The sequence below is a fragment of the Streptomyces sp. NPDC051219 genome (assembly GCF_040682335.1).
Classification (GTDB): Bacteria; Actinomycetota; Actinomycetes; order Streptomycetales; family Streptomycetaceae; genus Streptomyces.
Genome location: NZ_JBFBAS010000041.1, coordinates 1 through 12,521, shown reverse-complemented (window position 1 = coordinate 12,521; position 12,521 = coordinate 1). Strand labels below are relative to the sequence as shown.

The 12,521-nt window shown below is 71.7% G+C and carries 10 protein-coding genes and 1 rRNA gene; 5 read left to right on the top strand and 6 right to left on the bottom strand.

The features are described 5' to 3' along the window. Positions 1–52: 52 nt before the first annotated feature. The 5 genes from AB0M62_RS30100 to mtnA form a co-directional block, all read right to left on the bottom strand. Complete coding sequence (locus tag AB0M62_RS30100) at positions 53–817, bottom strand: ComF family protein (RefSeq protein WP_366077511.1); 765 nt, start codon at positions 815–817, stop codon at positions 53–55. Between the two features lie 122 nt (positions 818–939). Continuing rightward, positions 940–2,778 (bottom strand): LpqB family beta-propeller domain-containing protein, encoded by a 1,839-nt coding sequence (locus AB0M62_RS30095; RefSeq protein ID WP_366077483.1) that lies wholly within the window; start codon positions 2,776–2,778, stop codon positions 940–942. After that, positions 2,768–4,885 carry an MtrAB system histidine kinase MtrB gene (gene mtrB, locus AB0M62_RS30090; protein WP_366077482.1) on the bottom strand — a complete coding sequence of 706 codons (2,118 nt, stop codon included), beginning with the start codon at positions 4,883–4,885 and terminating at the stop codon, positions 2,768–2,770. Before mtrB ends, AB0M62_RS30095 begins: the two co-directional genes overlap by 11 nt. Position 4,886: 1 nt before the next feature. Continuing rightward, entirely contained in the window at positions 4,887–5,576 is a 690-nt protein-coding gene (gene mtrA / locus AB0M62_RS30085) for a two-component system response regulator MtrA (RefSeq protein ID WP_187283109.1), read from the bottom strand. A 4-nt stretch (positions 5,577–5,580) separates the two neighbouring features. Further along, positions 5,581–6,729 carry an S-methyl-5-thioribose-1-phosphate isomerase gene (gene mtnA / locus AB0M62_RS30080; RefSeq protein WP_366077481.1) on the bottom strand — a complete coding sequence of 383 codons (1,149 nt, stop codon included), beginning with the start codon at positions 6,727–6,729 and terminating at the stop codon, positions 5,581–5,583. Between the two features lie 146 nt (positions 6,730–6,875). Here mtnA and AB0M62_RS30075 point away from each other — a divergent pair, with 146 nt between their 5' ends. From AB0M62_RS30075 to AB0M62_RS30055, 5 genes are read left to right on the top strand one after another with little or no spacing between them, the layout of a single operon-like run. Further along, positions 6,876–8,135, top strand: a complete 1,260-nt coding sequence (locus AB0M62_RS30075) for a glycerophosphoryl diester phosphodiesterase membrane domain-containing protein (RefSeq protein WP_366077480.1) — start codon at positions 6,876–6,878, stop codon at positions 8,133–8,135. Positions 8,136–8,169: 34 nt separating this feature from the next. Then, on the top strand, positions 8,170–8,832 hold the full coding sequence (locus tag AB0M62_RS30070) for a DUF4129 domain-containing protein (RefSeq protein WP_366077510.1): 663 nt from the start codon (positions 8,170–8,172) through the stop codon (positions 8,830–8,832). Further along, entirely contained in the window at positions 8,829–10,028 is a 1,200-nt protein-coding gene (locus tag AB0M62_RS30065) for a DUF4350 domain-containing protein (protein WP_366077479.1), read from the top strand. Before AB0M62_RS30070 ends, AB0M62_RS30065 begins: the two co-directional genes overlap by 4 nt. After that, positions 10,025–11,008 carry a MoxR family ATPase gene (locus tag AB0M62_RS30060; RefSeq protein ID WP_366077478.1) on the top strand — a complete coding sequence of 328 codons (984 nt, stop codon included), beginning with the start codon at positions 10,025–10,027 and terminating at the stop codon, positions 11,006–11,008. The genes AB0M62_RS30065 and AB0M62_RS30060 overlap by 4 nt, the downstream gene beginning before the upstream one ends. Beyond that, positions 11,008–12,318 carry a DUF58 domain-containing protein gene (locus AB0M62_RS30055; protein WP_366077477.1) on the top strand — a complete coding sequence of 437 codons (1,311 nt, stop codon included), beginning with the start codon at positions 11,008–11,010 and terminating at the stop codon, positions 12,316–12,318. Before AB0M62_RS30060 ends, AB0M62_RS30055 begins: the two co-directional genes overlap by 1 nt. 110 nt (positions 12,319–12,428) lie before the next feature. On the opposite strand, the gene rrf is transcribed toward AB0M62_RS30055, so the two are convergent. Next, positions 12,429–12,521, bottom strand: a 5S ribosomal RNA gene (rrf, locus tag AB0M62_RS30050); the annotation flags it as partial.

The window sequence follows — 12,521 nt, the reverse complement described above, 5'->3', positions numbered from 1 at the left end:
TCCGATCGGGGGTACTTTCCCTCCCACCTCGGTGAACGAAGCAAGATCCTTGTCAGTTCCGGTTTATTCCGAAGGAGAGCGAAGGGGCCGCGACGACTGCTGCGCTCGTGTGTGCGAATAACGGAAATCCCGTTTCCTCAGCCCCTGGTGTGTCTCCGGCCCCTTCCGCCACTGGGGCCCGCCCCGCCGCATCGAGCGCCCGTGCCGCCTCGGCCAGCGAGGCGCCCGTGGTCATCAGATCGTCCACCAGCACCACCCGGCCGCCCTCCAGCAGCCTCCCGCGCCCCTCCCCGACCTCCAGGGCACCTCGCAGATTCGCCAGCCGCTGCCGGGCACCCAGCCCCGACTGGTCGGCCACCACCCTGCGCTGCCGGAGCACCGCGGCCACCCGCGCCGGCGTCCCGGTCCGCCGCAGTTCGGCCGACGCGGCGAGGGCGATCCGGCGGGCCGGGTCATGCCCGCGGGCCCGGAGCGCCTTGCGGGAGGAAGGCACGGGGACCAGTACGAGCACGTCGGCACACGAGAGCGGCAGCCCGGCTCGTACCGCACCGGCCAGGGCCTGGCCCAGCACCCCGGCGAGCCCGAGGGCCCCGCGCTCCTTGTGCGCGAGCAGTACAGCCCGGACGGCGTCCTCGTACGGCGCCGCCGCATGCACCACGGGCAGCCCGGCGGGCTCCGGCACCGGCCGGACCCGTCGTGGCGGCGCGCCGCACAGGGCGCCCCGGCAGTCGTCGCAAAGAGCCGTACGAGGGAGGCCGCAGCCACCGCAGTCGACCGGCAGCACCAGACCGGCGATCTCCCGCCACCACCCCCGCATGCCCTCCATTCTTCCGGTGCGCATGCCGGACGGCCACCCCTGTGGACAACTGCCGGGGGCACCGGAAACGGCAGCGAGGCACAAGCCTCGCCCCCCGCCCTACGGGGAGGGGAACGGGACGCCTACCCGGGATAGACGGGCGCCGCCCCGTCCTCCACCACGGTCTTCCACTGGGCCCCCGGCGGCAGCCAGACGATCCCGTCCACGTCGGAGTGCGCCACGACCGGCAGTCGCTCGTCCTCCGAAGCGGCGATCGCCGTCACACCCGTGGCTCCGGGCAGGTTCCCGGCCGGTGTGGCCGAACCGTCCGCGTACATGTAACGCACCTGGAGCAGCCCGCCCGACTCGCGGCCCACTACGAGCAGCCGGCCCCGGCTCGCCCACGACATAGCGGTCACTTCAGCCATCCGGGGGGCCGCCGGCCGCAGCTCGCGCACCGACACGGCCTCGGCCTCGGAGGCCGCTTTACCACGCGGCCGCTCCACCCGGCCGGTCTGCAGGGTCTTGCGTCCGTCCTCGGACGCCACCAGGAGCGCGATCCGTACGCCGTCCGCCGACACCCGGACCGCTTCGACGCGGCCGTCCCCGAGCCCCGCCACGTCGACTGCCTGCGGCTGTCCCTTTCCGCCGGGGATCCGCCACAGCACCGGATTCGCCGGGTCGCGGTCGGCCACCCACAGATCACCGCGGCCGTCCCAGCTCGGCGCGGACAGCTGCCGGGCAGCACTGATCAGCACCGGCTTGCCCAGCGGCCCGTCGGTGGTGAGCGAGGCGACGTACAGCGAACGCCGGTCCGTCGAGACCGCCGCCGCCCGCTTCTCGTCATGAGCCACCGCGACCGTGCTGAGCCGGACGCCCGCACTGGTCAGCGGACCCGCCACCGGCTCGGCGGGATCGGGCTCCGACTCGCTGTCGCGGCGCGCCTGCATCCGTACGAGCCGGTGCTCGCTGTCGACGAAGTACTGGTGATCGGCCATCCTGGAACCCTGATGCGCCGTCACCTCCGCGAGCGCCTCGTCGACGTCGCACAGCGGCGAGTTGTCGGAGCGCAGCAGCTCCACCCGCTTGACCCGCGAGGACGTCAGATCGGCCATGGTGAACAGCAGTTGGGTCGCCATTCTCGTGCACTGGGTCTGGGCGACGTTCGAGGCCTCGTCGTTCAGCGGCACCTTCAGCACATTCTGACCGTCGTACGTCAGGCTCGTGGTGCCCTCCTTGAGCCCCGCACCCGTGGGGAAACTCGAAGCGACCACCGGGGCCAGCCACTTGGTCGGCCCGTCCAGAAGCGCCTTGACCGTCTGCGTCATCGGGTCCATCCGCGACTCGGGATCCTGGCGCTGACGTACGTAGACGGGGTCGGCGACGAGCTGATCGGCCGCGAAGTAGTACTTGTTGACGGGCTGGTAGATGCGCTGGAAGTCGGACTCGGCGAGAACCAGACCGTCGGGCAGACTGTCGATCCGCCACTCCTTGCCGTCCTTGACGAGCTGCAGATGCTCCACGTAGTCGCCCGTGACGGCCTGCGGCTGATAGGCACGCCGCTCGTCCACCCCGGCGACCTTCTTGCCGGTCAGTTTGAAGCGGGCCCCGACCGCCTCCTTGTCGATGCTGCGCTCGGGCTGCCTGCCCGGTGCGGCTGCGAGCACGGTCACGCCCGAGCCCGGCTTCCACGCCTTCGACGCCCGCTTCGTCAGGTACTTCCGCGCGGTGCCGAGCTGCGGATCGTCGCTGGCCATGGCCTCCATGAAGCCGTCGACGATCTGCGCCGGCTGCGCGCCGTCCCGGGGCGGCACCCCGAAGACCCGCACCTGGGAATCGGCACCCTGGGACGCCTGGACGGGCCGCACCTCCCCGCTGTCGGGCATGGAGGCGCAGCCGGCGAGCAGCAGGCCGCTGCAGCCGAGCAGGGCGGGCGTCTGCCAGGGACGCCTCCGGAAGAGCCGGCGCCGGTCAGCGTCCACGAGCGATGTCCTCCCCGTCAGGTATGTGCGCGTCCGCGCCCGGTACCGCTTCGGCGTCCCGCCGGGTGCCCGGCCCGCGCGCCACGACCCGGGCACCACTGCCCGGCAGGGCCGTCGGATCCGCCGAGGGTGGCGCGGTACGCGGCGGGATCGGCCCCCGCGACGAGCCTGCCGCCGCGGAGCGTTCGCTGCCCGGCTGCATCGGCACGGTGCCGAGCCGACCGGGCACCGTCTGTGTCCCCGGCTGTGCCCCGGCATGTGTGCCGCCATGTGCGCCGGCCCGCAGCCCTGCGGGCCGCGCCGCCGTGGCCGCCTTCGCCGCCGCCTCGGCCCGCCCTCGTCCGCGCCGTGAATCCTCGGGTTCCAGGGGTATGGGTGAGCCCCTCAGCGGCTCGTCCGCCGTACGCGGCAGGGTCAGCCGGAACTGCGAGCCGCCACCGGGCTCGCCCCAGGCCTGGAGCCAACCGCCGTGCAGCCGGGCGTCCTCGACGGCGATCGAGAGCCCGAGCCCCGTACCACCGGTGGTACGGGCGCGCGCCGGGTCCGCCCGCCAGAAACGGTTGAACACCCGGGTCGCCTCACCGGGCTTGAGTCCCACACCGTAGTCGCGCACCGCGACCGCCACAGCGCCGCCGGCGGACGCGAGGCGTACCACCACGTCCCGGCCCTCGCCGTGCTCCACGGCGTTGACCACGAGGTTGCGCAGCACCCGCTCCACACGCCGGGCGTCGGCCTCGGCTATGACGGGCTGCTTGTCCCCCGTCACCAGGATCCGGCTGCCCTTGTGCTCGGCGAGCGGCTCGGCACCGTCGATCACCCGCCTCACGACTTCGCGCAGGTCGATCGGCTCGGCCTCCAGGGCCGCCGCCCCCGCGTCGAACCGGCTGATCTCCAATAGGTCGGACAGCAGCGACTCGAACCGGTCCAGCTGCCCGGCGAGCAGCTCGGCGGACCGCGCGGTCACCGGGTCGAAGTCCTGGCGGGCGTCATGGATGACATCGGCGGCCATGCGTACCGTCGTCAGTGGGGTACGCAGCTCGTGCGAGACGTCCGAGACGAAACGGCGCTGCATCCGGGACAGGTCCTCCAGCTGCTGGATCTTGTGCTGGAGGTTCTGCGCCATCTTGTTGAAGGCCTCACCGAGCCGGGCGATGTCGTCCTCGCCGGTGACCTTCATCCGCTCCTGCAGACGCCCGGCGGACAGCCGCTCGGCGATGCCGGCCGCCATCCGTACGGGCGTGACGACTTGCCGCACCACGAGCCACGCGATGGCTCCGAGCAGCACGACGACGAAGAGCCCGGCCGTGGCGAGGGTGCCCTTGACCAGGGTGAGCGACTCCTCCTCCTGCGTCAGCGGGAAGAGGTAGTAGAGCTGGTACGGCTCTCCGTTGATGTCGCTGAGCCGTTTGCCGACGATCAGCGCCGGCTCCGCCTCGGTCGGCACCACGTACTCGATCTTCGTAAAGGTCTGGTACGGGCCCGTCCCGCTGTCGACGGCGGTCCGCAGCTCCTCCGGCACGCTGGCGACCGGATCCACGTTGCCGGATGCGCGAAGGCCCCGGATACCGGTGGTCCTGTCCTCCGACTCGGACCCGAGCGCCACGACGTTGAAGGCGTTCTGGCCACCGCTGGCGAGCTCCACCACCAGGTTGGACATCCAGGTGGCACTGCGGGCCGCCTTGGCGTCCCCGGCGCCGCCCTCCTGGTCGTCACCGGGGCCCGGCGTGTTCGCCTTCTCCTGGGCAGCCGCGAAGCCGCCGGCGGCCTGGCTCTGCGCCGCCTCCTCCTTGGCGTCGAGCAGGCCGTTGCTGACCTGCCCGATGACGACGAATCCGAGCAGGAGCACCACGCCCAGCGACATCAGCAGGGTGCCGGCGACCACCCGGAGCTGAATGTTCCGCCGCCACAACCGCACGGCCGGCAGCAGCGGCCTGCGCACCCAGCGCGCGAAGAGACGCAGCACAGGGCCGCCGGCCGCTCCGTCCTGGAGCAGCCGGCCTCCCCGCAGTACACGCTTGTACAAAGAACTCCTGTCCACGCGGCCGGCAGGCCGCCCCCCGTTCACTCCCGGCTCCCCGGGCACCGGAGCAGCGCCGCCAGAGGCCACGTCAGCTCGGCCCCGCCTTGTAGCCCACGCCACGCACCGTCACCACGATCTCGGGCCGCTCAGGGTCCTTCTCGACCTTCGAGCGCAGCCGCTGGACGTGCACATTGACCAGCCGCGTGTCCGCGGCGTGCCGGTAACCCCACACCTGTTCGAGCAGCACCTCACGGGTGAAGACCTGCCACGGCTTACGGGCGAGGGCGACCAGCAGATCGAACTCGAGCGGGGTCAGGGCGATCGACTGCCCGTCCCGCTTCACCGAGTGACCGGCCACGTCGATGACCAGATCGCCGATCGCCAGCTGCTCGGGCGCCGGCTCCTCGGACCGCCGCAGCCTCGCCCGGATACGGGCGACCAGCTCCTTCGGCTTGAACGGCTTGACGATGTAGTCGTCGGCCCCGGACTCCAGCCCGACCACCACATCGACGGTGTCGCTCTTCGCCGTGAGCATCACGATCGGCACACCGGATTCCGCCCTGATCAGCCGGCAGACCTCGATGCCATCCCGTCCGGGCAGCATGAGATCCAGCAGCACCAGGTCCGGTTTCGCCTCCCGGAATGCGGCCAGGGCCTTGTCACCGTCCGCTACGAACGACGGCTCGAAACCTTCTCCACGCAGCACAATGCCGAGCATCTCGGCCAGCGCGGTGTCGTCGTCGACGACAAGGACACGTCCTTTCATAAACGACATCATCCCATTAGCTAATCGTTACCTGGCGTGACCTGGCACACAGCTCGGCGAGCCCCGCACCTGTCACAGGAGAAAGAACACCCTCCTCGGTGACGATCGCCGTCACCAGTTCCGGAGGCGTCACATCAAAGGCAGGGTTGTACACCTGCGTTCCCAGGGGTGCCACCGGCACCCCGCCTCCTGCCTCCGTCCCGGCCGCCGGAATATGCGGAGCGGTGAACTCCGTCACTTCCTGCCCCGGGCGCTGCTCGATCTCGATGGACGCCCCGTCCATGGTGTCCAGGTCCACCGTCGTGGTGGGCGCCACGACTATGAACGGCACATGGTGATAGCCCGCCAGCACGGCGAGCGGATAGCTGCCGACCTTGTTCGCGACAGAACCGTCCGCGGCGATCCGGTCCGCCCCTATGAGTACCGCGTCCACCTCCCCTGCGGCGAACAGCGAACCCGCCGCGCTGTCCGTGAGCAAGGTGTACGCCATCTCGTGCCGTGCCGCCTCGTACGCCGTCAGACGCGCCCCCTGCAGCAACGGACGCGTCTCGTCGACCCACAGCCGCCGCAGCCGCCCATCCCGGTGCGCCGCGAGCGCCACCGCGAACGCGGTGCCCTCGCCGCCCGACACCAGCGCCCCGGTGTTGCAGTGGGTCAGTATCCGGTGCCCGCCGGCCGGCAGCAGCTCGTCCAGCAGCGCCAGACCGTGTCCTGCCATCCGCGCACTGCCCTCGGCGTCCTCCCGGTGCAGCGCCCGGGCCGCCGCGAGCACGCTCGCCGCCGCCTGCTCCGGCCCGGCACCGCCCTTGACCGCCGACCGGTACGCCCCCGCCGCCCGCCGCACCCCGTTCCCGAGGTTCACCGCGGTGGGCCGGGACTGCTCCAGCAGCCCGACCGCCTCCTCGACGTCGTAGCCGCGCGCCGCGGCGAGCGCGACGCCGTACGCCCCGGCGACGCCCAACAGAGGGGCCCCACGTACGGAGAGCGACTGGATCGCCTCCACCAGCGCGGGTACGTCCGTACACACCAGCTCTACTTCGTCGACTGGCAGCCGAGTCTGGTCGAGGAGCACCAGCACCGGCCCTTCGGGCGGCTCCTCCCAACGCAGCACAGAAAGGGAAGGAGGGTCTCCGCCCACGGGGGATCGCGCGTACTGATCAGCCATTTGCCCAGTCTGCATGGTGAAGCACCGACAATTGAAGGTGCGAAGGACAAGGAGATACAGCGGCCGGTCCGCGGTGGGTCGCCTCATGGCACGATGGCTGCCACACTGCCGCCGCGCCCGCGGACCGGCACCGTGAAGGAGCGACGATGAACGACTCTCCGGGCTGGGCCTCGCCCGGATCCGCCCGCGCGGACGGACAGGAGCCGGGTGTGCCCCGCCCCGCCGAGCCCGTGGACCAGCCCGGTCGGCCCGATCAGCCCGATCAGCCCTCGAAGTGGTCCGAGCAGCAGCCCCCGGCCGGCCAGTGGTCCGCGCCCGGCACCCCTGGTGCCGGCCCCGCGCCACAGGAGCCCGCACCCGGCTGGGGAGGCCAGAACCCGGGCGGCCACAGCGGCTGGGGCGGCCCGTACCAGGGCGGTGGCTGGGGCGGCCCGCCACCCGCGGCCAAGCCCGGCGTCATCCCCCTCCGCCCGCTCGGCGTCGGCGAGATCCTCGACGGAGCAGTGTCCACCATGCGCGCCCACTGGCGCACGGTGCTCGGCATCTCCCTCGGCGTCGCCCTGATCACCCAGCTCGCGGTCGTCCTCGTCCAGGGCTTCGCACTGGACGAGCTGAACGCCGCGGGCACCACCACCTCGTCCGACACCGCCGAAGCGCTCAACGACCTCGGCAACAGTGCGGCAAGCGATGTCATTGCCCAGCTGATCGCCCTGGTGGGGACGGTGCTCGCCACCGCGATGCTCACCATGGTCGTCAGCCGCGCGGTACTCGGCAGGTCCGTCACCATCGGCGAGGCCTGGCGCGAGTCCCGGCCCCGGCTGCTGCGCCTCGCGGGCCTGACCGTGCTCCTCGTGGTCATGATGGTCGCCGTCTTCGCCATCGGCCTGCTGCCCGGCATCCTGGCCCGCTCCTGGGAACTCGGCCTGCTGGGCCTCCTGGTCGCCCTTCCCGTCGCCGTATGGCTGTGGGTCCGCTACGTCCTCGCCTCCCCCGCGCTGATGCTGGAGAAGCAGGGCGTACTGGCATCCATGAGGCGCTCCGCGAAGCTGGTCCGCGGATCCTGGTGGCGCACCTTCGGCATCTGGCTGCTCGCAGGCATCCTGACCGGCATCGTGAACGCGATCATCGTCGTCCCGTTCTTCGTCCTCGGACTCGTCTTCGGCGGCGGCGGAATGGAGGCCTTCGTCGACGGCACCGGCGAGCTCACCTGGACGTTCCTCATCATCAGCGGTATCGGCTCGGTGGTCGCCCTCACCATCACGTTCCCCATCAGCGCGGGCGTCACCGCCCTGCTGTACATGGACCAGCGCATCCGCCGCGAGGCCCTCGACCTGGAACTTGCCCGCGCCGCCGGCCTCCAGGGTTACGCAAACACGCCCCCGCCCGGCACCTCCGCCGGGAGCTGATGCGGTGAGTGCGACGGGGGGTGTCATCACGGCCATGGCCACACTGCTGCCCGGCGGAGAAGAACCGCCGGTGACGGAGCCACGCCTCCCAGCCCGCGAGGCGGCGGAGCGGGAGCTGTCCAAGCCGATGTACCACGAGAACGACCCGGGGCTCTTCCAGCGCGCCCTCACCCGTTTCTGGGAGTGGGTCGACGAACTGTTCGGCGCAGCCTCCGGGGCGACCCCCGGGGGCGCGCTCGGCCTCGTCGTGATCGTGCTGGTCGTCCTCCTCCTCGTCGTCGCCCTGTGGTGGCGGCTGGGCACCCCTCAGCGCACCCCGGCCCCCGAAGGCGGCCTCTTCGACGACCGGCCGCGCAGCGCGGCGGAGCACCGCAAGGCGGCCGAGACCCACGCCCTGGCCCACCGGTGGACCGAGGCCGTCCAGGAACGCATGCGGGCCGTCGTCCGTTCTCTGGAAGAACGCACCGTCCTCGAACCACGCCCCGGCCGTACCGCCGACGAGGCGGCCGCCGAAGCGGCGACCCAGCTGCCCGGTCATGCCGACGGGCTCCGCGCCGCCGCCCGGACGTTCGACGACGTCACCTACGGAGGCCGGGCCGCCGACGAGGGGGCGTACCTCCGCCTGCGCGACCTCGATCTCGCGCTGGAGCGCACCAAGCCGGTACTCAGCGGCGCGGACCGGGGAGCCGTCCAATGACCGAGGCCACCACCACACCCTCCACATCGATTTCCCCGACGCCGCGTCAGATATGGACCCGTTCGCGCGGACTGCTGGCCGGACTGGCCGTACTGCTCCTCGCCGGAATCGTTCTCGCCGCCGTCGACTTCAGCAACAAGCACGGGGCCCTCGACCCCCGGTCCGCCGACCGCTACGGCAGCCGCGCCGTGGCCGAACTCCTCGCGGACCGCGGCGTCACCACCCGCGTCGTCACCACCACCGACGAGGCGGTGGCCGCCGCCGGACCGGACACGACGCTCCTAGTGACCACCCCCGACCGGCTCACCACCCATCAGCAGGAGACGCTGCGCGCCGCCACCGAGACCTCCGGAGGCCGCACCGTCCTGATCGAGCCCGGCCCGCCCTCGCTCGGCGTCCTCGCACCCGGCGTACGCGCCGAGGGCCCCGCCACCGGCTCCGCCCTCGAACCCGACTGCGCCCTGCCCGCCGCCACCCGCGCCGGCAAGGCGGAAACCGGCGGCCTGCGTTACACGGCCGACAACGCGGCCGACGCCTGCTACCCCAGTGCGGGCAGGCCGACCCTGCTCCGGCTCACGGCTGGCAACAGCGGCGACACGGTCGTCCTCGGCTCCCCCGAGAGCCTCCTCAACCACCGGCTCGACGACCAGGGCAACGCCTCACTCGCCCTGCAACTCCTCGGCTCCCGCGCCGAGCTTGTCTGGTACATGCCCTCGCTCGCCGACCCCTCGGCCACCGGAACCGGCGACGGCAGCGGCGCCGACCGCAGCTTCCTCGACCTGATCCCCTCCGGCTGGCTCTGGGGGCTGCTCCAGCTCACCTTCGCAGCGGTACTCGCCGCGCTGTGGCGAGCGCGCCGACTGGGACCTCTGGTCACCGAGCGCCTCCCCGTCGCCATCCGGGCCTCCGAGTCCACCGAAGGCCGCGCCCGCCTCTACCGCAAGGCCGGCGCCCGCGACCGCGCCGCCGAGGTCCTGCGGGCGGCCACCCGCAACCGCCTGGCGCTCGTCCTCGGCGTACCGCCCACGCGAGCCCACGCCCCCGAAGCGCTGCTGCCCGCGGTCTCCGCCCGGGTACCCGACCCGAGCCGGGACCTCAGCACCCTCCTCTTCGGCCCCGCCCCCGCCGATGACACCGCTCTCATCACCCTCACCGACCAACTCGACGCCCTCGAAAGAGAGGTACGCACTTCATGAGCGCCCGGACCAGTGACCTTGCGGACAGTGCGGATGTTGCCCGCTCCTCCCTGGAGGCTCTGCGCACCGAGATCGGGAAGGCCGTGGTCGGCCAGGACCCAGCCGTCACCGGTCTCGTCGTCGCGCTCCTGTGCCGGGGACACGTCCTCCTGGAGGGAGTCCCCGGCGTCGCGAAAACCCTGCTCGTCCGCGCCCTCGCCGCCTCCCTCGAGCTCGACACCAAGCGCGTGCAGTTCACACCGGACCTGATGCCGAGCGACATCACCGGCTCACTCGTCTACGACGCCCGCAGCGCCGAGTTCTCGTTCCAGCCCGGCCCGGTCTTCACCAACCTCCTCCTCGCGGACGAGATCAACCGCACGCCCCCGAAGACGCAGTCCTCGCTCCTCGAAGCGATGGAAGAGCGCCAGGTCACCGTGGACGGCACGCCCCGTATGCTCCCCGAACCCTTCCTGGTCGCGGCCACCCAGAATCCGGTCGAGTACGAGGGCACCTACCCGCTTCCGGAAGCCCAGCTGGACCGCTTCCTCCTCAAGCTCACCGTCCCGCTCCCCACCCGCGAGGACGAGATCAACGTACTGAACCGGCACGCCGAGGGCTTCAACCCGCGCGATCTGCAGGCAGCCGGAGTACGCCCGGTCGCAGGGCCGGCCGACCTCGAGGCCGCCCGAGCGGCCGTGGCCAAGACCGCCGTGTCCCCCGAGATCACCGGGTACGTCGTCGACATCTGCCGCGCGACCCGCGAATCCCCCTCGCTCACCCTCGGCGTGTCCCCGCGTGGAGCCACCGCCCTGCTCTCCACCGCCCGCGCCTGGGCGTGGCTCACCGGCCGCGACTACGTCATCCCCGACGACGTCAAAGCCCTCGCACTTCCCACGCTCCGCCACCGCGTCCAGCTCCGTCCCGAGGCCGAGATGGAGGGCGTCACCGCGGACTCCGTGATCACGGCGATCCTCGCCCACACCCCCGTCCCGCGCTGATGGCCCTCACCGGACGCGCCGTCCTGCTGGCGGCCCTCGGCACCCTCCCCGTCGGGTTCCTTGAGCCGAGCTGGACGGGAATTCTCGCGGTCAACGCGCCCCTGGCCCTGGCCTGTGCCTGCGACTTCGCCCTGGCGGCGCCGGTACGCAGTCTTGAGCTCGCGCGGTCCGGCGAGACCTCGGTGCGCCTCGGCGAACCCGCCGAGGTCCATCTCACGGTCTCCAACACCTCGCGCCGCACTCTGCGCGCCCATCTCCGTGACGCCTGGCCGCCGAGCAGCTGGCTACCAGGGACCGAGGCAAAGGCGTCCCGGCACCGACTGAACGTCCCACCAGGGGAACGGCGCCGAGTCACGACGCAGCTGCGTCCCACCCGCCGGGGTGACCGCCGTGCCGAGCGCATCACCGTCCGCTCGTACGGACCTCTGGGGCTGCTGGCCCGTCAGGGCAGCCACCGGATTCCCTGGACCGTCCGCGTCCTGCCGCCGTTCACCAGCCGCAAGCACCTGCCCTCGAAGCTCGCCCGGCTGCGGGAGCTGGACGGCCGTACCAGCGTGCTGACCCGCGGCGAAGGCACCGAGTTCGACAGCCTGCGGGACTACGTTCCCGGTGACGACACGCGCTCCATCGACTGGCGCGCGACGGCCCGGCAGACCACAGTCGCCGTGCGCACGTGGCGCCCGGAACGGGACCGGCACATCCTCATCGTCCTCGACACCGGCCGAACGTCGGCGGGCCGAGTGGGTGACGCCCCCCGTCTCGACGCGGCGATGGACGCGGCACTCCTCCTGGCGGCGCTGGCCTCCCGGGCCGGTGACCGCGTCGACCTCCTCGCCTACGACCGGCGTACGCGCGCCCTGGTCCAAGGCCGTTCCGCCGGTGATGTCCTGCCGGCCCTGGTCACCGCCATGGCTCCGCTCGAACCGGAACTCGTCGAAACAGACGCCCGCGGCATGGCCTCCACGATCCTGAACATCGCACCACGCCGCTCTCTCGTCGTGTTGCTGACCAGCCTCGACGCCGCTCCCATCGAGGAAGGCCTGCTGCCGGTGCTCCCGCAGCTCTCCCAGCGCCATTCACTGCTCGTGGCCTCGGTGGCGGACCCGCACATCGAGGAGATGACTAAGGCCCGCGGCACGGTGGACGCGGTGTACGAAGCCGCTGCCGGCGCCCGCACGCAGGAACAGCGCCGACGGACGGCCCAGCAGCTCATCCACCACGGCGTCACCGTCGTCGACGCCGTCCCCGAAGACATCGCCCCGGCAGTGGCGGACGCCTATCTCGCCCTGAAAGCAGCCGGCCGCCTCTGATAAAAAAAGGGGCAGTGTCGGCGGCACTGCCCCTTTGAAATGCTGCCGAACGCAAAAAAGCCGCTGTCCCCGAGTCAAATGACTGGGGGACAGCGGCTTTTTCAAAATTTGTTCGGCGGCGTCCTACTCTCCCACAGGGTCCCCCCTGCAGTACCATCGGCGCTGAAAGGCTTAGCTTCCGGGTTCGGAATGTAACCGGGCGT